The 23,728-nt window shown below is 44.1% G+C and carries 19 protein-coding genes; 12 read left to right on the top strand and 7 right to left on the bottom strand.

Annotated features, from left to right (window positions below):
* The first annotated feature begins 166 nt into the window (after positions 1-166).
* From kduI to ACTJKG_RS10835, 3 genes are all read left to right on the top strand, one after another.
* Positions 167-997 (top strand): 5-dehydro-4-deoxy-D-glucuronate isomerase, encoded by an 831-nt coding sequence (gene kduI, locus ACTJKG_RS10845; RefSeq protein WP_172334660.1) that lies wholly within the window; start codon positions 167-169, stop codon positions 995-997.
* 34 nt (positions 998-1,031) lie between these two features.
* Positions 1,032-1,850 (top strand): SDR family oxidoreductase, encoded by an 819-nt coding sequence (locus ACTJKG_RS10840; protein ID WP_440739207.1) that lies wholly within the window; start codon positions 1,032-1,034, stop codon positions 1,848-1,850.
* Between the two features lie 165 nt (positions 1,851-2,015).
* Positions 2,016-2,798 (top strand): DUF4350 domain-containing protein, encoded by a 783-nt coding sequence (locus ACTJKG_RS10835; protein WP_440739206.1) that lies wholly within the window; start codon positions 2,016-2,018, stop codon positions 2,796-2,798.
* Between the two features lie 375 nt (positions 2,799-3,173).
* On the opposite strand, the gene ACTJKG_RS10830 is transcribed toward ACTJKG_RS10835, so the two are convergent.
* From ACTJKG_RS10830 to ACTJKG_RS10820, 3 genes are all read right to left on the bottom strand, one after another.
* Positions 3,174-3,854 (bottom strand): DUF6000 family protein, encoded by a 681-nt coding sequence (locus ACTJKG_RS10830; RefSeq protein WP_440739205.1) that lies wholly within the window; start codon positions 3,852-3,854, stop codon positions 3,174-3,176.
* A gap of 46 nt (positions 3,855-3,900) precedes the next feature.
* A complete protein-coding gene (gene cobA / locus ACTJKG_RS10825; RefSeq protein WP_172334656.1) occupies positions 3,901-4,629 on the bottom strand; it encodes a uroporphyrinogen-III C-methyltransferase in 729 nt (242 codons plus the stop codon).
* 152 nt (positions 4,630-4,781) lie between these two features.
* On the bottom strand, positions 4,782-5,480 hold the full coding sequence (locus ACTJKG_RS10820; RefSeq protein ID WP_440739204.1) for a Crp/Fnr family transcriptional regulator: 699 nt from the start codon (positions 5,478-5,480) through the stop codon (positions 4,782-4,784).
* Between the two features lie 757 nt (positions 5,481-6,237).
* Between ACTJKG_RS10820 and ACTJKG_RS10815 the strand changes: the two genes are divergently transcribed.
* From ACTJKG_RS10815 to ACTJKG_RS10800, 4 genes are all read left to right on the top strand, one after another.
* A complete protein-coding gene (locus tag ACTJKG_RS10815; protein WP_440739203.1) occupies positions 6,238-7,107 on the top strand; it encodes a M57 family metalloprotease in 870 nt (289 codons plus the stop codon).
* 66 nt (positions 7,108-7,173) lie between these two features.
* Positions 7,174-8,016 carry a M57 family metalloprotease gene (locus ACTJKG_RS10810; RefSeq protein ID WP_216650520.1) on the top strand — a complete coding sequence of 281 codons (843 nt, stop codon included), beginning with the start codon at positions 7,174-7,176 and terminating at the stop codon, positions 8,014-8,016.
* A gap of 121 nt (positions 8,017-8,137) precedes the next feature.
* A complete protein-coding gene (locus tag ACTJKG_RS10805) occupies positions 8,138-8,998 on the top strand; it encodes a M57 family metalloprotease (protein WP_440739202.1) in 861 nt (286 codons plus the stop codon).
* A gap of 91 nt (positions 8,999-9,089) precedes the next feature.
* Positions 9,090-11,897 carry a S8 family peptidase gene (locus tag ACTJKG_RS10800; RefSeq protein WP_440739201.1) on the top strand — a complete coding sequence of 936 codons (2,808 nt, stop codon included), beginning with the start codon at positions 9,090-9,092 and terminating at the stop codon, positions 11,895-11,897.
* Positions 11,898-12,564: 667 nt separating this feature from the next.
* Here the strand turns inward: ACTJKG_RS10800 and ACTJKG_RS10795 are convergent.
* Both ACTJKG_RS10795 and ACTJKG_RS10790 read right to left on the bottom strand, forming a co-directional pair.
* A complete protein-coding gene (locus ACTJKG_RS10795; protein WP_172334652.1) occupies positions 12,565-12,930 on the bottom strand; it encodes a hypothetical protein in 366 nt (121 codons plus the stop codon).
* Between the two features lie 884 nt (positions 12,931-13,814).
* On the bottom strand, positions 13,815-15,107 hold the full coding sequence (locus ACTJKG_RS10790) for an esterase-like activity of phytase family protein (protein ID WP_440739200.1): 1,293 nt from the start codon (positions 15,105-15,107) through the stop codon (positions 13,815-13,817).
* A 454-nt stretch (positions 15,108-15,561) separates the two neighbouring features.
* On the opposite strand from ACTJKG_RS10790, the gene ACTJKG_RS10785 reads away from it, so the two are divergent.
* A complete protein-coding gene (locus tag ACTJKG_RS10785; RefSeq protein WP_440739199.1) occupies positions 15,562-16,302 on the top strand; it encodes an SGNH/GDSL hydrolase family protein in 741 nt (246 codons plus the stop codon).
* Here the strand turns inward: ACTJKG_RS10785 and ACTJKG_RS10780 are convergent, their stop codons facing one another.
* Positions 16,303-17,181, bottom strand: coding sequence for an AraC family transcriptional regulator (locus ACTJKG_RS10780; RefSeq protein WP_440739198.1), 879 nt, complete (start codon positions 17,179-17,181; stop codon positions 16,303-16,305).
* A gap of 91 nt (positions 17,182-17,272) precedes the next feature.
* On the opposite strand from ACTJKG_RS10780, the gene ACTJKG_RS10775 reads away from it, so the two are divergent.
* Positions 17,273-18,214 (top strand): NADP-dependent oxidoreductase, encoded by a 942-nt coding sequence (locus ACTJKG_RS10775; RefSeq protein ID WP_440739197.1) that lies wholly within the window; start codon positions 17,273-17,275, stop codon positions 18,212-18,214.
* 260 nt (positions 18,215-18,474) lie between these two features.
* Positions 18,475-18,792 (top strand): hypothetical protein, encoded by a 318-nt coding sequence (locus ACTJKG_RS10770; protein ID WP_172334647.1) that lies wholly within the window; start codon positions 18,475-18,477, stop codon positions 18,790-18,792.
* An 18-nt stretch (positions 18,793-18,810) separates the two neighbouring features.
* On the opposite strand, the gene ACTJKG_RS10765 is transcribed toward ACTJKG_RS10770, so the two are convergent.
* Positions 18,811-19,716 carry an AraC family transcriptional regulator gene (locus ACTJKG_RS10765; RefSeq protein WP_172334646.1) on the bottom strand — a complete coding sequence of 302 codons (906 nt, stop codon included), beginning with the start codon at positions 19,714-19,716 and terminating at the stop codon, positions 18,811-18,813.
* Between the two features lie 389 nt (positions 19,717-20,105).
* On the opposite strand from ACTJKG_RS10765, the gene ACTJKG_RS10760 reads away from it, so the two are divergent.
* Both ACTJKG_RS10760 and ACTJKG_RS10755 read left to right on the top strand, forming a co-directional pair.
* Entirely contained in the window at positions 20,106-22,334 is a 2,229-nt protein-coding gene (locus tag ACTJKG_RS10760; RefSeq protein ID WP_440739196.1) for a hypothetical protein, read from the top strand.
* 39 nt (positions 22,335-22,373) lie between these two features.
* Complete coding sequence (locus tag ACTJKG_RS10755) at positions 22,374-23,720, top strand: sugar porter family MFS transporter (RefSeq protein ID WP_440739195.1); 1,347 nt, start codon at positions 22,374-22,376, stop codon at positions 23,718-23,720.
* The last annotated feature ends 8 nt before the right edge of the window (positions 23,721-23,728 follow it).

The raw sequence follows: 23,728 nt of genomic DNA, 5'->3' as shown, positions 1-23,728 counted from the left end.
GGTCAAGTATCATTTTATAAAGCCGCTGATGTTTTACTTCAGTGGCTTTTTTGTTGCTTTTATGTTAATAAGGCACCTCAGCGCAAACGTTTGAGTAGAATAATGGGCCGAATACTTTTGATTTAAAAAAGATACGTTGTAGAATTGCCTACCAAAACATAAAGCCTTGAAAGTAATACATAGCGTACACCCCGAAGATTTTAAAAGCTATCAGACAGCCCAGATAAGAGAACGTTTTTTAATTGACCAACTAGTTCAAACAGATCAAATTAATTGTACTTACACCCATTACGACCGCATGATTGTAGGAGCAGCTCACCCGGTAACCAAATCGGTAGAGCTGGAAAACTATCCTAACCTGCGTGCCGGTTATTTTTTAGAGCGCCGCGAAATCGGCATCATCAACGTAGCCGGTGATGGCGAAGTTACCGCCGATGGCCAAACCTTCCAGGTAAATAAGCTGGATTGCCTGTATATAGGCAAAGGTGTTAAAAGTGTAAAATTTGCCAGTAAAAACAGCGCGGAGCCAGCGGTATTCTACCTGCTTTCGGCCCCGGCACACGCGGTATATCCTACCACATTAATGACCAATGAGGATGCTGCCAAAGTACATACCGGCTCTATCGAAACAGCTAATAAACGTACTATCAATAAATACATCCACCTGGAAGGTATCAAAAGCTGCCAGCTGGTGATGGGCCTTACCATATTGCATGGTGGCAGCGTTTGGAATACCATGCCAGCACACGTGCATGATCGCCGTATGGAAGCCTATTTTTATTTTGACGTGCCGGAAGGACAACGCGTGTTCCATTACATGGGCGAGGGGCAGGAAACCCGCCATGTGCTGATGGATAACTATGATGCCATCGTTTCACCACCATGGAGCATCCACTCGGGCAGTGGCACGGCCAGCTATAGCTTTATATGGGGCATGGCCGGCGAAAACCTCGACTATACCGACATGGATGCTATTGCCATTCCTGATATCAGATAAAAAGATCAATTGATTCATAAAACATAAAAAAACATTGGAAAATTCATTTTCATTAGCCGGTAAAGTTATCGTAGTAACCGGCGGTACCGGCATCCTGGGCGACGCCTTTGTAAATGCTATTGTAGAAGCCGGCGGAGCGGTAGGTATCCTTGGTCGGAAAAAAGAAGTGGCCGAAGAACGTGCCGAAGCCATCAACAAAAATGGCGGCAAAGCTATAGCTTTAGTTGCCGACGTGCTGAACGAAGAAGAGTTGATAGCCGCCAAAGATAAAATTGTGGCCGCTTTTGGTCGGGTTGATGGCCTGGTGAATGGCGCAGGTGGCAACATGCCCGAAGGTGTTTTAGCCCCCGAAGAAGATATTTTTAAAATGAACATCGCCGGTATGAAAAAGGTGATGGACCTGAACACTTGGGGAACTATCATTCCAACCCAGATATTTGGCGAAGCTATCGCCAAAACTGCTGGCAAAGGTAGTATCGTAAACATCTCATCCATGAACTCTAAACGTGCCATCACCAAGGTGTTGGGCTATAATATTGGTAAGGCGGCTGTTGATTGTTATAATCAATGGTTCGCTGTGGAACTGGCTAACCGTTATGGCGATAAGATCAGGATGAATGCGCTTGCGCCAGGATTTTTCCTCACCGAGCAAAACCGTAACCTGCTTACCAAACCCGAAGGCGGCTATACCCAACGCGGCGAATTGGTGATCAAACAAACACCGTTTAAACGTTTCGGGCATGCGGATGAACTGAAAGGGGCGCTGACCTGGTTGCTGAGTGATGCATCGGCATTTGTAACCGGATCGATGATCTGCGTTGATGGCGGGTTCTCGATATTTGGCGGGGTGTAAGAACAAAGAATTAGCTGCTCTGTTAAAGAAAAGTAATACCAAAAAGGGGCTTTCACCCTGAACTCCGTCGAAGAGTGGAGCGCAGAGGCCTACCCACCATGCTTCGACGGAACTCAGCATGACACCCTATGGATATTATATGTTACTGACTATAAACCCATTTTTATGAAACTGAAATTAACCATAATAACCCTGTTGATGGGTGCCGGTGCAGCCGCCAGTGCTCAAACCGTAACGCTCGATTATTATTTTAACCACGAAGTGCATAAAAATAAGGCCGGGCAGCAGGAGCGTTTCCATTACCTCTGGGGCGAAAAGCAAAATTCAGGCTTTTCTATATTCGGTGCTACTTTTACCACTGCCGGTGCCAAACTGGATTCGCTCGATCAGGCGCCTACGGCAGAGAATCTAAAAAACACGGCTATTTATATCATTGTTGATCCGGATACCAAAAAGGAAAGTCCGAACCCCAACTATATCCAGCCCAAGGATGTGGAAGAGATTAGCAAATGGGTGAAAAAAGGTGGTGTGCTATTAATGATGGCTAATGACAGCGCCAACGTGGAGTTGCCGCACTTTAACACCCTGGCCGCCAAATTTGGGATGCATTTTAATGATGACCTGCAAAATCACGTGATTGATGATGCGCATTTTGAAGATGGCGCGGTAAAAACTACAGGCAATCCGGTATTTGAAACCGCCAATAAGATATTTATGAAGGATGTATGTTCTATCGGTCTTACCGGCGCTGCAAAATCTGTTCTTAAAAATAGTAACGGCGCTACCATTATTGCCAGCGCCAAATATGGCAAAGGAACGGTTGTTGCGGTGGGCGACCCCTGGTTATATAACGAATATGTAAATGGCAGGCTACCGGCTGGTTTCGAAAACGATAAAGCCGCAAATGACCTGGTGCATTGGCTGCTACAGTTGGCAATAGGTAAATAGATTAACAGGCAGTAAGAGATATAACGCGCGGCTGACAGGAGTCTGTTGGATAAGTAGTACATTTGCCTATATTTTCCTGTGGTGTAATGGTAGCACTTCTGATTCTGGTTCAGACGATCGTGGTTCGAGCCCATGCGGGAAAACAAAACAAAAAAGATCTTAGCAATTTGCTAAGATCTTTTTTGTTTGTTGGGTGATCCTGATGCTAAGTGCTTGGGTCTCCTCAGGGTCTTCTGAAAGGGACCCTGAGTTTATTCTTGCCTCAATCCAATGCCTCAGGGTCCTCTGCGAGAGATCCAAAGGAGACTGTAAGCCCGTTAGGTTTATTAAACTGTGGCGAAATATAGCGAATGTGTAAGCCGGATTAGGGTTTATTTAGCTGTCTTTATTGGCCAGTGCCCTGATTTTCTTAATGGTAGCCATTTGGGCGTTAAAATGATTTTGGTGTTTTTTTAAACTCCAATTAGGCTTGTCTGATATAAATGATTGCCATTTATCATTAAAGGCATCAGCAGCATTTTTATCCAGATAGGTCAAAGCACAATAGGCATCGTCCTGATCAAACCACAGATCTTTCCTGTCGAGATAATAATTAAGATAGGTTATCAAATAGTTTTTAGCGCTATCGGTATCAAACTGAGCAAGCGCCAGGCAATACGCGTCACCGGCATAGCATACTTCGCTTTTTAGTAAATGATTACCAATAATTTCTTCAAACTCAACGTAATTATTTATGGCTGCAAAAAAAGCGCCGCATAACCTTGTTCGCCAATTAAAATCCCCTAATAATAACGCCACGATCTTAGTATTTATAGTGTGCGATGTCATGGCAAATTCCTGAAGTTTGGATTGATCAAGATTAGCAATACTGGTCATGTAAAACGGTAGCACATATTGATCTATAATATCGTCTGAGAATTCTTCTTCATTTCTTGGACCCGTCAAATCTTCAAACGGATTATGGTGTCTTACCATTGCTCCTGCTACATGCAATTCAATTGCTTCTTTCTCTGTTTTTTTCGAAAAAAGCTTGGTCCAAAGTTTTTTTCCGCTCATTTTGTAGCTCAACTGATTGTATAAAATATCTGTATGATTACAGATGCTAAGCACCCAGACCGGCAACTTCGCCTATAATAATAATTGCCGGATGAGTTAGTTGGTGCGTGTCGGTCATCTGTCGCAAATCCTTAACCTGGCCACGGGCTACTTTTTGCTGTGGTAACGATGCATGCTGGATAATGGCCGCGGGCGTATTGCCCTTGCCTTCGGATATATAAGTATCGGCAATGGCGTCAACCTGTTTCATGCCCATATAAATGGCCACGGTAGCGTTGCTTTGCATGGCCAGTTTCAGATCGGCCGATAGCGATCCGTCTTTTTTAGTTCCGGTGATGATCCACACGCCCTCGCTCATGGCCCGGTGGGTTAATGGTATATCTAAAAATCCCGAAGCCTGTATGCTGGTAATACCGGGTATATAGTGGGTCTTGATGCCCTGTTCACGGGCATATATGATCTCTTCAAATCCACGGCCAAATATAAAGGGGTCGCCGCCTTTCAGGCGTACAACACTCCCTTTGGTAAAGGCATAATGTTTGATCATCTCCAGAATGGTTTCCTGCGGGGTATAGCTACCATAAGGGTTTTTGCCGACGTAAATTTTTTCGCAGCCGGGTTTGGCTATATCCAATAATGCTTTGTTGGCCAGGTTGTCATATAATATCACATCGGCCTGCTGTAAAATTTTATATCCCTTTACGGTAATCAGTTCCGGATCGCCGGGACCTGCGCCCAATATAAATAACTCTGGAATAGGAGTGCTGTGTGACATGTGCAATGCAGAAATTGGTTGATTGATACCCAGGTGTAAAATAATGAAAAATTTTACTGGATTAACAGGGTAGTTATAAGAGGTTGTTTAAATTTAAACGTAGAGACGCATAATTGCGTCTCCCGCTTTAAGGTACTTGGGCATTCTTTTGGTTAAATAAAAACAACATCCTGTGCCAGTTTTAAAAGCTCCTGGTGATTAATAAGCCGGATACTTTTGCCCGAAAGACCGATAAGCTTTTCATTTACCAGTTCATTCATCATCCGGAACACGGTTTCGTAAGTTGCCCCGGCGTAGGAGGCCAGGTCCTGCCGGCTCAGGTCGATATTGATAAAACCCTCCGCGGTAGTGCCAAATTGGTTTTGCAGGGATATTAAGGCCTCGGCAACGCGTCCTTTAACGGGCATGTGCGCCAGATTGCGCATTTTTCTTTCAGACTGTTTTAGCTCCTCAGTCAAAAACATGAGTAATTGATAGGTAAAATTGGCGTTTACTTTTAACGTGGCTTCAAAAAAAGCGATGTCCACATAACATACAACTGTTGGCTGCAGCGCTGCTGCTGATATGGGATAAAACCCTCCTTTACCTAAACCCCGGTGGCCAAAAAGAGAACCTTCCCTTGCAAAACGAACAATCAGCTCCTTATCCTTGTCCCATTTTTTATAAACCTTTACACTGCCGGAGTTAACAAAATAAATACCCGTTACCGGATCACCCTCTTTGAAAATAACTTCACCTTTTTTTACCTTATAGTTTATTTTATGAGTAGCAATGGCCGGTTTCCACTCATCTAAACAGTTTTTGCATAAAAAACAACTCTCTAAATCGCAAATATTTTGACTTTTTTTCATTTACACGTTTTTTATTTTAGTTAAATGGCATTATGTGCAAGTCTAATTAATAATTTTCATAAATTATGTATGTTAATAGTATGATAAATATCACACTTTGTAACTTTTTTATAAAATTTAATAAAAGAAAATGAAAAATTGATTTAATTAATGGTTGTTAATTAAATTATGTCGAAAAAATGAATAAAATATGGATGATTTATCCTTAAGATCTGAAAACTGTAAATTTATAAAGAGCAGTACCGATGTTGGGCACATTTTTTTGCAGCGTAAAAGCTTAGCTGGTATATTTGTATTGATAAACAGAAGGTACCTTCTGTAGTGTTCAAATTTTCCTATGGTGTAATGGTAACACGTCAGATTCTGGCTCTGAAGATTGAGGTTCGAGCCCTTGTAGGAAAACTTAAAATGGATAAAGTCGGGTAAATTTCGGCGCTTGTCAATTTTTATTTTACCCGTATTTTACCCGGTTACGCGGTAGGTGTTTACACCTATTAGGAGCCGGGCGCTATTTTCCCCGAAAAGTGTCTTGGGATAATTTAAATCAACTATAACGCTAATTTTTACTAGTTATTATACGGGGTATAGTTTTTACTATTTTTTAATTTTAAAGACAATAATGGTCTTTATATTTATCAAATGAAAAATAAATGTCGTTGTATTTTAATATATTTATAATCATAAACAACAAGCTGGCCGGCTATTATCATGATTGTTTGTGATTTTTTAACTATTAACAAAATTAGAGTACCGACAAATGAAAAAACAACTCTTGTTTAAGATGGGGGTGTGCATCGCTTGTGCATCTTCGTTACTAACTGCTTGTACTAAAAACAACCAAGGCGCCGATAAGGCGGCTTCTCCCAAAACCGCCATTTCTGCCGATGTAGCCCAAAAGATCAAAAATCTGGGTTTTAGCGCGGATAATGTTCGTAAAATGGGTAACAATTACATTGTAGAGGGCGATATCATGTTAACCCCGGCCAATTTAAATGAGGCTAACCCTGCGAGCCCTGTTCTTAGAGTAGCCGAAACAGAGCAGTACCAGACACACAACCTGGTTAAAAATTTACCAAGAACCATTACCGTATCCGTTTCCAATTTACCGACGGTTTACGCTACAGCTACAGCCAACGCGGTAGCACGCTACAACGCGTTAAACCTGACACTTAAATTTCAGGTGGTAAGCAGTGGCGGTGATATGGTGATTACCGGTTTTGACGAAGGTGTTGATTCTGATGGTTTTATTACTTTAGGTTATTCGGGTTTCCCAACCGCCTCTGGTGATGCTTTTAACGCTATTGGTATGAACACCAATGTTGATGCCTACGGAAGCAATCCTGATGTAGGATACCTAACCTCTGTTATCCAGCATGAAATGGGCCATTGCATAGGTATGCGCCATACTGATTATTTTAACCGTAACCTAAGCTGCGGCGTAAATGGTGGTGGCAATGAAGGCAGCACTTATAGCAGCAGCGATCCGCAGGATTATCCAGGCGCTGTTCACATCCCTGGTACCCCAACCAAAACATTTGATGCCGGTTCATGGATGCTGGCCTGCTCAAGCGGCACCGACCGCACGTTTAACGCGAATGATAAAATAGCATTGAACTATCTGTACTAAAACTATACAGTATTACTTTTTATTGATCAATCGGATAATTATTAACAAAATTAAAGTACCGACAAAATGAAAAAACAACTCTTGCTAAAAATTGGGGTGTGCATAGCTTGTGCATCTTCATTACTAATCGCATGTACCAAAAACAACAATCCTGGCGCCGAAAAAAAGGATGATCCGGCTACACAGATCTCTGCAGATGTAAGCAGCAAGATCACTGCTTTGGGTTTCAGCACCGATAACATGCGTAAGGTAGGGGATAATTACCTGGTAGAAGGTGATATCCTGCTAACCCCGGCTAATTTATCTGAAACCAGCACCAGTCCAACACTTAGAATTGCCGAAGTAGAGCAATACCGGACAACTAACCTGGTTAAAAATTTGCCAAGAACAGTTACCGTTTCAGTTTCAAACCTGCCAACTGTTTATGCTACGGCTACAGCTAATGCCGTGTCACGTTACAACGCGTTAAATCTTACCCTTAAATTTCAGGTGGTAAGCAGCGGTGGTGCTATTCAGATCATTGGTTTCAACGAAGGCCCAAGCGGTGGTTTCATCACCTTGGGTTCTTCTGGCTTCCCAACTTCATCAGGAAACCCTTACAACCAGATCAAGATGAACACTAACCCTGCCGCTTATGGCACTAATCCGGATCTGGGGTACCTTACTTCTGTTATCCAGCATGAAATGGGGCACTGTATAGGTATGCGCCATACCGATTATTTTAACCGTAACCTGAGCTGCGGTACAGGCGGCGGTGGTAATGAAGGTACAGCAGGCATTGGTGCTGTTCACATTCCGGGTACACCAACCAAAACATTTGATGCCGGTTCATGGATGCTGGCCTGTTCAAATGGGTCTGACCGCACCTTCAACGCGAATGATAAGATAGCATTGAACTACCTGTACTAAAAATATTGCTGCTTATTGATCAATCAAGCAGGCAATTATTATTAAATAATAAAAGGGAGGCTTTAGTTGTCCCGGATATTATTTTAAAAGTATTAACTAACAAAATTAGAGTACCGACAAAATGAAAAAACAACTCTTACTAAAAATGGGGCTATGCATTATATGTGCATCTTCATTACTAACTGCATGTACTAAAAACAATCAAAGCGCCGACAAAAAAGCCAATCAAACTCCGCAAATCTCGGCCGATGCTTCAAAACAAATCGCGGCTTTAGGTTTCAGTACCGACAACGTGCGCAAAATAGGTGACAATTACCTGGTAGAAGATGATATTTTACTTACTCCGGAGAATTTAAAAGAAGCTGCTGTTGCCGGCCCTATTGTTAGAATTGCCGAAACAGAACAGTATCAGACACACAACCTGGTGAAAAATTTACCAAGAACTATCACTGTTTCGGTTTCAAACCTGCCAACTGTTTACGCTACAGCTACAGCTAATGCTATAGCTCGTTATAACGCGTTAAATCTTTCGCTGCAGTTTCAGGTGGTTAGCAGCGGTGGTAACATCGTGGTTACTGGCTTTAACCAGGGGCCAAGCGGTGGTTACATCACTTTAGGCTATTCTGGTTTCCCAACCGCGGCGGGTAATCCTTACAACGCTATCGGTATGAACACCAATCCACAGGCATACGGAAGTAATCCAAATTTGGGTTACCTTACTTCTGTTATCCAGCATGAGTTGGGTCACTGTATTGGTATGCGCCATACCGATTACTTTAACCGCTCTTTCAGCTGCGGTGGTACAGCGGTAAATGAAGGTAATACTTATAGCAGCAGCGATCCTCAAAACTATCCTGGAGCTATTCTTATTCCGGGTACACCTTCTGCTGCTGATGCGGCTTCATGGATGCTGGCCTGTTCAAATGGGTCTGACCGTACCTTCAACGCGAATGATAAAATAGCGTTGAACTATTTATACTAAAAAACCTTATCGTATTGCTTCTTATTGATCAATAAAGTAGTTTTACAAATAAAGGGGAGCAAAACTCCCCTTTATTTTTTTAATATTCAGTATGGTTAAAAAATTACTCTGTTTTATACTGGGATTTTTATGTTTTAAATGCTCGTGGGCGCAAAAAACAACAGGCGATAAAGCTATGACCGTGCTTTATAAGGCAGCGCCTGCTGTGCAGCCATTGAATGGAAATAACGGGCTTAAATATTACCTGGTTAAATTTAAAGAACCAGATAAGGCCGATGTGAAAAAGCTTCGTGCCGTAAAACGGGTATCCTATAATTTCTATGTGGTGGCCACTACCGCCGATATATCAACCAACGACAATATACAGGAGGTTACACCAGCCAACTCCCTATGGAAAGCTACCGATAATTTAGTGCAGCTTTTGCAAAAACATCCATCCTCTAAACAATCTATCGATCTGTCTGTCACTTCACAAAGCGATTCAGTGATCAGCGATATCAAAAGATACGGTGAAATAACCGCTCAAAGCCCAAACACAGTTACCCTCAATATTTCCTTGCAACGGCTTATTGATCTGTTGCAGCAACCCTACGTAACCTTTGCCAATGTTACCCGGAAGGCCCACGCCGAACTGGTGATCAATGATATCGACCTGGGTATTAACCAGATCTCGGCCATTGCCGATAATTTTCCGGGGATTGACGGAACCGGCATCAATGTAGCTATTAAGGAAGAACGCTATGACGATGATATCGATCTGCTTGGCCGTTCCTTTACTTCGTTCCCGGCGGCGGCTATTACCTCGGGGCATGCTACCATTATGGCTACTTTAATAGGTGGCAACGGTAATTCATTTATCAGGGGATTGGGCTCCGCTCCTAAAGTGCGGTTCACCTCATCAGATTTTGCCCGTTTACTGCCCGATAGTACCGCCCTTTTTAAAACCTTTGACATCGGCGTTGAAAATCACTCCTATGGTACGGGCATCGAAAACTATTACGGGGTAGAGGCAGTAGCTTACGACCAACAGGTGATGGCAAATGATTCCATCATTCATGTGTTTTCATCTGGTAATATCGGCACTATGCCATCTACTACCGGCCTATATAACGGCATCCCGAATGTAGCCAACCTTTCGGGAACTTTTAAACAGGCCAAAAATGTGCTGGTTATTGGCGGTACCGATCAAAACGGGGTGCCGGCAGATCTGAGCTCCGCCGGGCCTGCTTATGACGGCAGGATAAAGCCCGAGCTGGTATCCAATGGCGAAGATGGTACCTCCGGAGCCGCGGCCCTGGTTACGGGAACTGTAGCCCTGTTGCAGCAGGCCTACAAAAAACAATTTGCCCAGTTGCCCTCGGCTGCCCTCATCAAAAGTGTGCTCATCAATTCGGCAGATGACATTGGTTTGCCTAATGTGGATCATAAAACAGGTTACGGGCAGCTAAACGCCCTGGAAGCTTTACGCTCCCTTACAGATAACCGTTTTAAAAAAGGAGCGGTTAGCAACCAGCAACAGGTAGATTATACCATCAGCGTTCCGGCAGGCAGCAGTCTGTTTAAGGTGTCGCTGGCCTGGAACGATCTGCCTGCGGCGCTCAACGCCCCCAAGGCGCTGATCAATGATCTTGACCTGTCTGTTACCACACCCGATGGGCAAACGCTGCTGCCCTGGAGCTTAAGCACCTATCCGGCCACAGATTCCCTAACAAAACCTGCCGTACGCCGCCGGGATACCATCAACAATACCGAACAGGTGAGCCTGCAAAATCCCGTGGCCGGTAATTATATCATCCATGTAAAAGGAAGTAAAATAGCATCCGGAACTCAAACTTTTTATATAGCGCACGGGGCTACAGCGGCCAACCGTTTTGAGTGGACCTATCCCTCGGGGCAGAACCATCTTTTCGCAGCTGGTGAAAACTACCTGCGCTGGCAAAGTTCGTTCAGCGCCACATCGGGACAGCTTAGCGTAAGCTATGATCATGGCAATACCTGGAAAGCCATCAGCAGCGTTACCCTCAAAAACAGGTATTACGACTGGACAACTCCCGACGTATTTACCACCGCCATGCTCAAAATGGATATCGGCAGCCAGGCGTTTATCAGCAAGGAATTTGTACTTTCTCAACCCCTTAAACTGGAGGTAGGGTATAACTGTACCGACGGCACGCTGTTGCATTGGAGGGCCCAGCCTGGCAGTAAAGGGTACGTAGTTTATACTATTAAAGATAACGTACTGCAAAAATTAACCACCGTTGCTGATACTACCATTCTTATACCTGCCGCCCAGCAAACCTCATCCTATTTCGCGGTGAGCGCGCAGGGCGATGGTTTTGAGGGCCTGAAAAGCTTAACCATTGATGCTAAGAACCAGGGGGTAGGTTGTTATGTTAAAACCCTGCTGGCCAATGTAGTGAATAACACCATTGTGCTCGATCTGCAGATAGGCAGTGTGGTGAACCTTAAATCCATCACCTGGCAAAAACAAACCGGATACAATGCTTTCGCCAACCTGGGCACAACCCAGGTAGGCTCATCATTAGCCTACCAGTTTACAGATGCCAATCCTAAAAAGGGGATACAATATTACCGGGTAGAACTTCAAACTAATGATGGTAAGATCATCTACTCCGACCTGGCTAATGCTACCTATTTACAACCCAGTCAGTTTACGCTTTACCCCAACCCGGTAAGCACACAACTCAATATCCTGAGCGGCGATATAGACAATACGTACGATTTTAAGCTGTATGACGCGGTTGGGTATGTACGCCTGGAGCGAACCATTACCCAGCTGCAAAATACATTTCAGATAAACCTTAGTCCGGGAGTATATATTTATGTGATCATGCTTAAAGGCAAAATACTTACCCGTGGCAAGCTGATTAAAGTTTAAGTCCCTCTAAATCTCATGCAGTCGCTCGGCTCCAGCCCTCAAGTGTTGGGAAGAAGAAAAAGTTGTCATTTCGACGAGGTACGAGGAGAAATCTTATACGTCGAGATAAGCAAATCGTACAAGATTTCTCTTCGCCCTCCTGCCCAGGCCTCAGCTTCTGCTCATCGAAATGACAACGTTTGGTATAAATTTATGTCTTCCCAACACCTGTGGGCTCCAGCCGAGCGACAATTATTTACAGGCCTCTGGCCTGCGAAACCAATATACTTGCCTTTTGCGACGGCCCTCTGCTGTCGCACGCGTGCCGCGTGTGACTCTAAAGTATTAGAACACTTAAATGGTGGAAGGCACACGCGGCACGCGTGCGCCAGCGAAGGGGGAAACCAATATAAATAACCTTGCCTTTTGCGACGGCCGGAGGCCGGGTAATAACGGTCACTCGGCTCCGGCCCACAGGTGTTGGGAAGACGGAAAAAGAGTGGAAGACAGTGCGATTCCCCTCTTGAGAGGGGTGGAGGGGTGTGTCGTTCCGCTTCATGAACACACCCCTGCCACTGCACAAGTCTACACACCCCCTCTCAAGAGGGGAGCTTGATCGATAACATTATCTCTTCCCAACACCTGTGGGCTAGAGCCGAGCGACTGCGGTAATAATGCCAGTCACATGCTAAATGCTTGTGCTGTTGGGTGTTACTTTGCCTATCCTTTGATCCTTTTGTGCAACCAGTTCGCAGAGTTGTATGGCGGCGTATTCAAAGTCATCGTGGCTGTCGCTGAGCAGGAGCCAGGCGGTATCAAAGCCTTCTTCTAATTCAAAATCGGTTATGGCGGGTATCTCGGCCTTTAAACTGGCATGATGCTCCCGCCTGGTCGATATCCAGATGCCGTTATGCTGCGGGTTCTTGCTGGTTTTGCGGAAGATCATGACGATCTTTTGCGCGTAATAGATATAAAACATACCAATCGCCGGCTTAACGACGATGCCGCTGGGTAAGTAATCCAGCAGGAAATCAAAAGGCATCGGTTTCTTCATTCGGGAATGCGATTCAAATATAACTTATTTCTACAGCGACCACAATTACCCTCCACGTCATGCCGAACTTGTTTCGGCACCCCATAAGCAAGGTGCATCGTATGACGATTAACCCGTCCTGAGGGATACTGAAACAAGTTCAGGATGACGGCCGACTCCGGTTCTTAGTTCCCTCCCCACGGGAGGGTGCGGTTGGATTGTGCTGTGGCAGGGAGGGGTTTATGCATGCGGTAAACCGATATGATGTATAAACCCCTTCCTCCCCCTTCCCGAGGGAAGGAATCGCACAGGCCGAGGCTTTTAATGGAGGATGTGTTTCGGTGGAGTTCAATATGACAGTCCCGTACCAACAAAAAAGCATTACCTGGTTAAAGGTAATGCTTGTATTGAGGCCGGTCAGGACCATTTAACTAAGCATATCACCAACAATATACTTAATCTTTTTTGCACTTTCTCAAGGTGCTTTTCATAGGTGTTATTCTTAATAAACTCCCCTAAGGAAGTATGATATATTTGTAAATAATGCGACAAATGATCTCAGGTGTGGTATCAATCCCAAATTGAGATGTAAGCCGCCTATCAAGGCATTCACCAATTGATAGCTCGGGCGTTGCACTATAATCGCTATCATCAGGATAAAAAAAATAAGTACCTTATCAGTTAACCTTAATTTCATTATCAGCGGTTTTAGTAAAACCCATTGATACAAATGTAAACAGAGTTACAAGTCTTCGCAATCCGTGAAAACACCGTATTTTCAAAAAAATAATTAATGCTGTTTTAGCTTGTTTGAGATCTTGTTTGCCGAAATAAAAAGCCACCCCCGAATAACGGGATGGCTTTTTTGTTCTGTCTTGATTCCTGATTCTTATCTCTTGCTTCTCTTATAGCTTTATCTTTACAAAATAGATGCGGTTATGATCAACCGTGTTGGTAGCGGGCAGTATTTTAGCAGCGAAACCGCCCTTGCCATTATCCAGTACACCAAAGTCGTCATCGTTGGAGATGGCCAGGATATTGCCCGGTAGCAGGGCCAAACCTTCGGCCTTATCATGCGGGTAAACGGTTGGCAGATCTTTCAGCAGATCCAGCACCAGGATTTTAGATACCGGGGTAATGCCTGCACCCTGCAAACCGGCCTGGTCATTCAGCTCCTCTACGGTTTTGCCCCCGTAAAGTTTGCCATTAGCGCCATTGGCGTCATCTGATATATCGGTAGCGCCGGTAAGGCTTATCTTGAATATTTTTTTAAATGTAGCCGGATTACTTGGCGCGCCGCCATACAAGCCATCGCGCTCAACGGTTAAAAAGGTAGTGGCATTAACCGCTACAATATCGCTTACGCCGGTAAGGGATACATTATCCATAACATAGGCATATTGTTTGGTAGCACCCGAAGCGATATCAAAAGTAAGGATACGCAGGATGGTTGAATTGGCAACCGCCGTTTTATTGCGGTTAAGCATCGGCGATTGCATCATGCCCACCAATGTTTTGCCATCGGGCGTAATGGCGAGGCCTTCCATGCCACGGTTGGGTTTACGTTTGGCAAACACCAGGGGAATTTTACGACCGCCGGTACCTGTTCCGAATGGGTTTATACGCTCAATGGTTTTACCTGAGGCATCAAAATGTACAATGTGAGGACCGTATTCATCACTGATCCAGAAAGTACCGTCGGAGGCTAAAACCATGCCTTCTGAGTCGATCCCGTCGGCATTTGGTGCAATCTGGTTTCCGTTCAGATCAAAAGCGATTTCGCCGGTGCCGCCCTGGTCGATAGGGTTGGGTAAACCGTTCAGGGGTTGGCCGGCAGCATTTTTAAGCTGAATGGTTTGCTCCAATACCAGTTTACCATCTTTTAGCCTGAACTTGCCTATCTCGGGAGTAAAATCGGCTTTGCCAAATATGATGGCGTTGGTTGTTGAACCCGCAGCATTAGGTCCGCGATCGGTAAGCAGGTAAAAAACATTAGCGTCTTTAGGGTCCGGAGCAATGGCCGAGCCAAAGCCGCCATTGTATACTTTTACACCATCGGCAGTGGTCTTCAAAACTTCAGGATCGGCTGCTTCGGCCATATCCGGGTATGGTGGAGCTATATTTACCTTATGATCTTTTTTGCAGGCACTAAGGGCTATAGCACTAAAAGTAAAAAGGGTTAATAAAGTTTTTTTCATGGGTAATAGGGTTTTTATAATAAAGTTGCCACAAAGTAAACCCCGGCCTGTAAAGGAATTGTTAATTTAAAAATAATTGATTGGATGAGGTGAAGCATCTCTTATCGCACGCTACTTACCTGCGTTCAATGAATTTTGCCACCGGCATATTCAACAATTTTTCGTATATTGTATAAACCACAGCCCGGTTCTCTTTTTTAGCAGAGAACCGGGCTGTTTGGTTAACAGAAAAAACAATCCAAAAACTGATCATTTGGTATGTCGTAATTTGATATATAGGAAATTAATACTTTTTAAAGTTTTCAAAACGTGTAAAAAATTTGTTAAAAAGTGTTAAAATCGATGATTTTGAGTGATTTTTGATCTGTTTTTCACCTGTTTTTGCCCGATTTTGAGTCGAAAATTGTTAAAATTCAACCTTTAAAAAGTTTTTGCTACGATATATATATCCAAAATGAATACAAAACTTACCCTATTATTATTCGCCGGATTATTGATCGCCTCTGCCGGTTACGCGCAGCAAGGCAGCCCCGATACTGGAAAAAATAAGCCGGCTGTTGACAAAGAGGATTTGCGGGATGACTGGGCCGCGTTGTCTCGCTATGCCCGGGAAAACAAAGAGGTAGGCGCCCCCAAACCCGGCGAAAATAGGGTGGTATTTTTAGGGAGCTCCATATTTGAGCGGTGGAAAACCACTGTGCCTGAGTTTTTTAAGGAAAAATCCTATCTGGACAGCGGTGTGAGCGGACAGATCTCAGGACAGTTATTACTGCGCTTTCAGCAGGATGTGATCGGACTGAAACCTAAAGCAGTGATCATACTGGCCGGTAGTAATGATATCGCCTCCAACTATGGCCACCTGACAAATGAGTATATCATGAACAACATTCGCTCCATGACCGAGCTGGCTAAACTGCACCATATCAAGGTGATACTATGCGCTTACCTGCCTGTATTTGATTATCCATGGCGTAAAGGCATTGAACCGGCTGGCAAGATCATCGCACTCAACAAGCTCATCAAAGCCTACGCCACCGAAAATAACCTGACCCTGCTGGATTATTTTACACCCATGGTTGATGAGCGCAACGGGCAAAAGCCGGAGCTTACTACAGATGGCGTACACCCCAATGCTGCAGGTTATAAAGTTATGGCAACGGTTACCGAGCAGGCTATTGCCAAAGCGCTGAAATAGTTACTGGTGCACAGGCTGATAAGTCGCGTTGTTCTGTTTTCGGAAGGATGATGGGTTGATGCCTTTATGCTTTTTGAACAGGCGGTTCAGGTGGCTTTCGTCGGTAAAGCCCAGTTCACGAACAATCTCGTTGATGCGCATATCGCTGTGCTGCAGGCGGGTTTCAACCAGTTTAAGTTTGTAGTTGGAGATATACTGTTGCAGGCTTTCGCCGGTATGTTTTTTGAAATAACGACCAAGGTAAGCCTGTGCTATCCCAAAATGATCACTGATGAGTTCGGTACGCAGTTTTTCGGGCTCGTAGATATTTTCCTGTATGTACCGGATAATATCAACAACCGGCTCATTGTTCAAATTGGTTGTTAGACAAGCGCTTACCGGCATCATGGTCATGTTGCGGGCCACAATAGTTAGTATAGTGTTTACCAGTTGTTTGATCAGTTCGGTATAATGTGCCTCTCGGTTCACCTGTTCACGGATAATGCTTTCTACCAGCATTTTTACCAGCGGTTTGTCGCCATTGTTGCATAGCAAACAGCCAGGTTGGTGACTGGCATGTTGCAGGATAAATTCCATTTGCTGCAGCCAATCGTTCTTGGCTTTACGGTCCTGCTGCTGGTTACGGATATAGATATCGTTAAAGCGAATAAAGAAAAAGCTTGTTGTGGTTTTGATTTCAAAGGAGTGGCAGTCCTGCGGAGTTATCAGAAATAAATGACCGTCGTGATAGTCGAAGGAGTTTTTATTGATGCATTGTGTACCCGTGCCGTTTACAATATAAATCAGCTCAAAAAAGCTATGCTGATGCGCTTTTTGAGGGTTTTCGTTGAGCTCTTTATAAACTATCTCAAATTCCTGGTGTAAATTTTCCTGGTACATAGGCACAAATGTACAGCATTTGGTATTATTTGTACAAATAATGAGCTGAGTAATCTGTATAATTTTGTACCATAAAATTTAAAAAAAGAACATGAAAGCGATCATATTAAAAGGATTTGAAGGAACTGATAGTTTACACACAGTTGAGTTGCCGGTTCCCGAAATAGGGGATACCGAAGTATTGGTACAGGTAAAAGCCATCAGCGTAAACCCTGTTGATGTAAAAACGGCTATTGGCAAAGGCCTGTCGGGCCGTTTAAAAAGTGAAGACCCGTTTATTCTCGGTTGGGATATATCGGGCATTGTAACCAAAAAAGGAAGCGCAGTTAAGGAATTTGAAGTTGGCGATGCTGTATTTGGCATGGTGAATTTCCCGGGTCATGGTAAGGCTTATGCCGAATATGTAGCCGCCCCGGCAAATCACCTGGCCTTGAAACCGGCCAACATTAGTCACGAAGAAGCCGCTGCCGCAACCCTTGCTGCCCTCACCGCTTTGCAGGGTTTAATCCATAAAGCTAATGTGCGGGCCGGTCAAAAAGTATTGGTACATGCCGCAGCAGGTGGTGTGGGGCATTATGTAGTGCAGATAGCCAAACACCTGGGTGCTTATGTTATCGGCACCTCATCTGCTGCCAATAAGGATTTTGTATTGGGCCTGGGCACCGATGAGCATATAGACTATAAAGCTGTGCGTTTTGAAGAGGTAGTGCATGATGTAGACCTGGTGTTTGATGCCATTGGTGGCGATAATATCGATCGTTCTTTGGAAGTAGCTAAAAAAGGTGGTACGGTGATCAGTATACCTTCGAGCATTAGTGAAACCATAACTGAAAAGGCCAAAGCAAAAGGCATAAATGGATACTTCTTCCTGGTAGAATCTAATGGCGATGATATGAAACAGCTGGCCAAATGGCTGGAGCAAGGTATCCTCAAATCGCACGTATCACAGGTATTTCCGTTTGACCAAATGTCAGTCGCACATCAGCAAATAGCCAGTGGCCGCACCCGTGGTAAAGTAGTGGTGGCTGTTTAATCGGAAATTTTCAGATCTACATCAATGAAAATTTTAGTAGTTCATCACCGCGCTGTTTAGCAGCGCGGTGATGGCTCAAACTAAACCTCGGCTGATAGCTGTAGTAAATTTACAATAATTATTAACCGACCGGAAACGAACAATGGGATGTATCAAAATAGCACATGTTGAAACATGTATGTATTTTAATTTATTGATAATCAATTAAATATAACGATGGCATTTGCTTTGTTGATAATGCTACAGGCAGGTAGATTATTATGAAACAGCGCAAATATTTGGAGCGGCGTACGTTTAACCAGGATCGTTTTGATATTTTAATAAAACGACAAAAAAGAGGCGTGGCCACCTTTAACGAGCTCACAGAATTGGACGCTATTGTGAACCGTGACCCCGACATACGCGAAAGTATCCTGGAAGAAATGCAGGCTGTAAATAATCCGCCGGATGAGCCGGAACAAAAGGAAATCCTTCAATTTCCTCCTGTAAAAACACAAACCTGGCTGGATAAGGTAGCCGCTTTTTTTAAACGTTTATTTACGACTATGGATGACGCGTCTCCGGCTTTGCTTTCCTAAATATTTTTCTCTTATAGGTTATTGTGTTGATTTGATCTTTTTACGATACTCATTAGGCGAACTTCCCATCAGTTTGGTAAACATTCTGGAAAAGTAATACTGATCTTCGATCCCAAGGCTGATCGCTATATTTTTGATAGACATGGCTGTAAATGAAATGTACTGGCAAGCCTTTTGCACTTTGAGCTGGTTGAAATACTCGATAGGGGCATAGCCTGTTTTAGCCCTGAAAAGCGCCGAAAAATGAGAAGTTGATAGGTTGGCAAAGGCCGAAAGATCATCAAGCCTGAGTATTTTACTGATATTATCCTGCATAAAACCGATGGCTTTCTCCACCACATTATCGTCGGTATTTTCTTCCAGGTGATTGAACTTATCTTCATAGATCAGTGATGACAAAAAATGCGAAAATATCATATTCACGTAGCGTAAAGTATCGCCACTATAGCCCTTCTCCAGGTTATAGCAAATATCCTCAAATAGCTTTATCCTGTCTTCATTATAAGATAAATAAGGTTTATAGTTTTCGGAGTTCTGGAGTATCAGGTCGATGATGAATGCCGATATTTCCCCTTTAAAATGGATCCAGTAAATGGTCCATGGTTTATCCATATTAGCGGCATACTTATGCGGCGTATTGGCCGGTATAGCTATAAATTGTGATGGCGAAACCTCTACTTTCTTCTTATTGATCTCCAACCACCCATAACCCTCTGTACAATAAATGATAATATGCTGATTGATACCATTTGGGCGTTCGGCATAATGATGACTGGCCTTTGGGTAATACCCTATATCGGTTATATAGATCTGTTTGGTAACAGGGTCTTTACTTAAAAAGTTGGCGATGATCTTTTTGGGCAGTACAATAAGTTTCTGTCCTTCAAAACCTTCGCGCCGTCTTAACGCTATGCTTTTTGCCATTTTTAGGGGATATGGGTATTATAATTGGTTGGGAATACTGTTTACAACATTAGGTAAAAAAAATAAAATCATCAGAAAATTTTTCATTTTCTGATAGACAATGAAATCGATTGAAAAAGTAACACGTGACTTATGTGCTTGCTGAACATGGTACAAAGCCAAAAAATGCCAATTGGTTGATTAAATGTTTATTTAACAACAAATGCAGATATTGTCGTAAAAAAGTCCATCATTATCGTAACATTAACTATTTTTTAATCTGCTATAATCAGTGAGCTTTACATCGAACCAATTGAACGTATTATCCATATTTATAGCGCCCGCCCCGTCGCATAATAGATAGCAGCATGCCTGTTAATAAGAGATGATATGATTTACCGGTATAAACTATGATGAAAAAATTACTCCACCCGTTCGCTGTTATTGTCTTATTGTTAGCTGGCCATTCAGGATTTGCACAAAAGACAGTTAACGCCTTTGAGATTACCACCAGCCATATTACCATTAAGCTGGATGCCCATACCGGTATGGTGAATTATGTATTTCCCAACGGTATCCGGATGGAAAATACGGTAGGCTACATTAACGATTTAAAATCGGGGATTACCTCAACGGCTGATTTTACCAATCATCAATATACTACTGCCGAAGTTCATGATAACATAGGTACAGGCAGGCAGGTAATTATTACGCACAGCGATCATCAGCATCCATTTGTACTGGAGCAGCGTTTTACCAATTATGAGGGGCATGATTATACGCTGATCAGCCTGACTGCCAAAAATAAGGATGCCAAAGCGGCGCCTTTGGAAACCCGTGATATTAGTGCTATTGCCATTTTACCCAAATACAAAGGCAGGTTGTTTATTCCCGGTACAGAGCCCCGTATACTGGATATGCCCTTTGATAATGACGACTGGACGCCCACGGTAGAAAGAAGCTGGCCCAAAGCGGGATCGCCCAAGGCTACAGGTATTACCTATGAGTTTGCCGCTATTTATGATATGCTGAAAAACTCGGGACTGGTGATAGGCAGTGTAAAGCATGATTTCTGGAAAACAGGCCTGGCCTATCAAACTTCAAACGAGTTAGGTTATGTGGATTCCCTGCGTGTTTTTGGCGGTGCATCTACACCGGATGATCCAAAATTACCCCCTGCTTATGGTGGTAATGATGGCACGCATGATCTGGTGGCGCACGGTACGGCAATAGGCCAGTCGGTAAGTTCGCCTACGATATTTTTATGCGCCAAGGACGACCTGAACCAGGCCTTTAAACAATATGGCGAAGCAAATTCCGCCATCAATGGTAAACAAACCTGGAATGGTTATGCCCCGGTTTACTGGAACAGCTTTGGCGTTGAAGGTGTGTTAGGTTACGAGAAAGTGATGATGCCTCCTGCCGTTGAAAAAATTTCCGATTTTCTGCACACGCTTACTAATTTCAGCAGCTACGCTAAACCAGTGATGAGTATCGACTCTTACGATCAGGGTATTTACTCTACCGAGGTTTTGGCTGACCTGAGTAAATATTTCGCAAAAAACAACCAGCAAATGGGCTTTTATTTTATCCCTTTTGCCATGTGGAACTGGAAGGACGATATCGAAGGGAAAAAGGTCGCCGGCTCAAACCATGCTTTAAAAGACGTATTGCTGCATGATAATGATGGCAAACCCATCATGTATAAAGATGGTAAATGGGGCGCTTACGCGATGGATCCTACACATCCGGCCGTTCGTCTGTATATCATCCAGCAATTGAAAAAAGCCAAAGCCATCAACGCCAAATTCCTGAAGATAGATTTCCTGACCGGGGGGGCATTAGAAAGCACAACCCGCTATAATAAAAATATCCGTACGGGGATGCAGGCTTATGATTATGGCATGAAAACGCTGCGCCACCTGGTTGATTCTATCCTGGGTAAAGATATTTTTATAACCCAGGCCATATCGCCTATGTTCCCGCACCAGTACGCGCACACCCGTTTTATATCAACCGATGTGTATTCGCACTTGCGTGATGACCAGCCGGGCTTTCCGCATTATGGCAGTACCGAGGCTTCGCTGGCCACGGGTTCGCATATGGGCTGGGTACAAGGCACCTTGTTTCCATACACCAACCTGGATGTGAGCATTATGAAAAGCTTCCAGAAAAATCCCGACCTGAACGAGCAGGAGATCAAAGTGCGCTTATACGCCATGATGGTGATGGGCAGTATCCTGGGCGATGGCTCCGATTTCAGGCATCCACTGGCGGCAACCCGTGCGCAGGCGTTTTTAAACAATAAACAGATAGCGACGTTTTTTAGTCAGCCTAAGGCATTTACACCATTGAAAGCTGCAGATGGCGAAACATTTGATCAGCAGATGTCATTTTACCTGCCGGGTGAAAATACTATGCTCGCCCTGTTTAATTTCGACAAACAGAGGAATTTTGACCAGGTTTTAACCCGCTCGACCCTGCACCTGGATGCCGGTAAAGGTTATCAGCTTAAAGATATACTGAGCGGTGCGGTTTTGGGCGAATTAACAAAAGGCGATACAGAAATTAAACTGAGCCTTGCACCCGCCGATGCCCTGATGCTAAAAATAATTGCGGTAGATAAAGCAACCAAATAACGATATTATGCTTAAACCAGTAAACACATACCCTAAAAAATGAGCAGTTCAAAAACATTTAACAGTAGTTATATTATTGGGATTTCCTTTATTTCGGCCCTGGGGGGGTATCTGTTCGGCTTTGACTTTGCCGTGATATCGGGTGCTTTGCCATTTCTGCGTACCCAATTTGCGCTCGACCCGGTATGGGAAGGCTTTTTGACCGGATCATTGGCTTTAGGCTGTATTGTAGGATGCCTGATTGCAGGTAACCTGGCCGATAAATATGGCCGTAAACCCGGACTGATGGTAGCTGCTTTGATCTTCGCGGTATCATCCATCGGTATAGCCTTTGCACAAAGCCTGACTTATTTTATCATACTACGTTTCGCCGCGGGTATTGGCGTGGGTATGGCTTCTATGCTTTGCCCCATGTACATAGCCGAGGTTTCGCCGGCCGAAGTGCGCGGCCGTAATGTGGCTATCAACCAACTTACGGTGGTTATTGGTATACTGGTAACCAACCTGGTTAATTATTTCCTGGCCGATCATGGTCATGATGCCTGGCGCTGGATGTTTGGCCTGGGTGCCGTGCCATCAGCTATATTTCTGATCGGGGTTACCTGGTTGCCGGAGAGCCCAAGATGGTTGATGAAATCTGGGCAGGTGGCTAAAGCTCAACAGGTGCTCAACAAAATTGGATCAGTAGACTTTGCCGATACCACCATGAAAGCCATTGAAAAATCACTGGCGGGCGGCGCAGTAAAACAGTCCTACAAAATGGTATTCGAAAAAGCCGTTCGCCCGGCGGTTGTGGTGGGTATCACGCTGGCCGTGTTTCAGCAGTTTTGCGGTATCAATGTGGTGTTTAATTATACCTCCACCATATTCGAATCAGTAGGGGCTAATCTCAATCGTCAGTTGTTGGAAACGGTTTCCATAGGCGTGGTAAACCTGGTATTCACCTTGTTGGCCATGTGGCAGGTGGATAAATTAGGCCGTCGTCCGCTGATGCTGGTAGGTTCTTTGGGTTTATCCATATTGTATATTGTGCTGGCCGTGGCATTGCAAAATCACTTCCCGGCGGGGCTGGTATCCATATTTGTGCTGCTGGCTATCAGTACCTATGCCATTTCATTGGCCCCGGTTACCTGGGTACTTATTTCAGAAATTTTTCCGAACAAGATCAGGGGTGTCGCCTCATCGGTCGCTATCGTATCGCTGTGGGGCGCTTACTTTATATTGGTATTTACATTCCCTATCCTGGCTAAAAAGTTAGGCACTTACGGGCCGTTTTACTTGTACGCGGGTATCTGTTTCCTGGGCTTCCTGTTTGTGAAGTCGCGCGTTAAGGAAACCAAAGGCCAAACCCTTGAAGAACTGGAAGAAAATTTAATCAGACATTAATCATAAGA

It is taken from the genome of Mucilaginibacter sp. 22184 (genome assembly GCF_052045695.1).
Taxonomy (GTDB): Bacteria; Bacteroidota; Bacteroidia; order Sphingobacteriales; family Sphingobacteriaceae; genus Mucilaginibacter.
This window is presented reverse-complemented; position numbering and strand designations above follow the sequence as displayed.

What these genes read in the sequence shown, in the direction of transcription:
- ACTJKG_RS10835 (WP_440739206.1), top strand. Translation starts at nt 2,016, where the DNA reads ATGAAACTGAAATTAACCATAATAACCCTGTTGATGGGTGCCGGTGCA.
- ACTJKG_RS10830 (WP_440739205.1), bottom strand. Translation starts at nt 3,854, where the DNA reads ATGAGCGGAAAAAAACTTTGGACCAAGCTTTTTTCGAAAAAAACAGAG.
- cobA (WP_172334656.1), bottom strand. Translation starts at nt 4,629, where the DNA reads ATGTCACACAGCACTCCTATTCCAGAGTTATTTATATTGGGCGCAGGT.
- ACTJKG_RS10820 (WP_440739204.1), bottom strand. Translation starts at nt 5,480, where the DNA reads ATGAAAAAAAGTCAAAATATTTGCGATTTAGAGAGTTGTTTTTTATGC.
- ACTJKG_RS10815 (WP_440739203.1), top strand. Translation starts at nt 6,238, where the DNA reads ATGAAAAAACAACTCTTGTTTAAGATGGGGGTGTGCATCGCTTGTGCA.
- ACTJKG_RS10810 (WP_216650520.1), top strand. Translation starts at nt 7,174, where the DNA reads ATGAAAAAACAACTCTTGCTAAAAATTGGGGTGTGCATAGCTTGTGCA.
- ACTJKG_RS10805 (WP_440739202.1), top strand. Translation starts at nt 8,138, where the DNA reads ATGAAAAAACAACTCTTACTAAAAATGGGGCTATGCATTATATGTGCA.
- ACTJKG_RS10800 (WP_440739201.1), top strand. Translation starts at nt 9,090, where the DNA reads ATGGTTAAAAAATTACTCTGTTTTATACTGGGATTTTTATGTTTTAAA.
- ACTJKG_RS10795 (WP_172334652.1), bottom strand. Translation starts at nt 12,930, where the DNA reads ATGAAGAAACCGATGCCTTTTGATTTCCTGCTGGATTACTTACCCAGC.
- ACTJKG_RS10790 (WP_440739200.1), bottom strand. Translation starts at nt 15,107, where the DNA reads ATGAAAAAAACTTTATTAACCCTTTTTACTTTTAGTGCTATAGCCCTT.
- ACTJKG_RS10785 (WP_440739199.1), top strand. Translation starts at nt 15,562, where the DNA reads ATGAATACAAAACTTACCCTATTATTATTCGCCGGATTATTGATCGCC.
- ACTJKG_RS10780 (WP_440739198.1), bottom strand. Translation starts at nt 17,181, where the DNA reads ATGTACCAGGAAAATTTACACCAGGAATTTGAGATAGTTTATAAAGAG.
- ACTJKG_RS10775 (WP_440739197.1), top strand. Translation starts at nt 17,273, where the DNA reads ATGAAAGCGATCATATTAAAAGGATTTGAAGGAACTGATAGTTTACAC.
- ACTJKG_RS10770 (WP_172334647.1), top strand. Translation starts at nt 18,475, where the DNA reads ATGAAACAGCGCAAATATTTGGAGCGGCGTACGTTTAACCAGGATCGT.
- ACTJKG_RS10765 (WP_172334646.1), bottom strand. Translation starts at nt 19,716, where the DNA reads ATGGCAAAAAGCATAGCGTTAAGACGGCGCGAAGGTTTTGAAGGACAG.
- ACTJKG_RS10760 (WP_440739196.1), top strand. Translation starts at nt 20,106, where the DNA reads ATGATGAAAAAATTACTCCACCCGTTCGCTGTTATTGTCTTATTGTTA.
- ACTJKG_RS10755 (WP_440739195.1), top strand. Translation starts at nt 22,374, where the DNA reads ATGAGCAGTTCAAAAACATTTAACAGTAGTTATATTATTGGGATTTCC.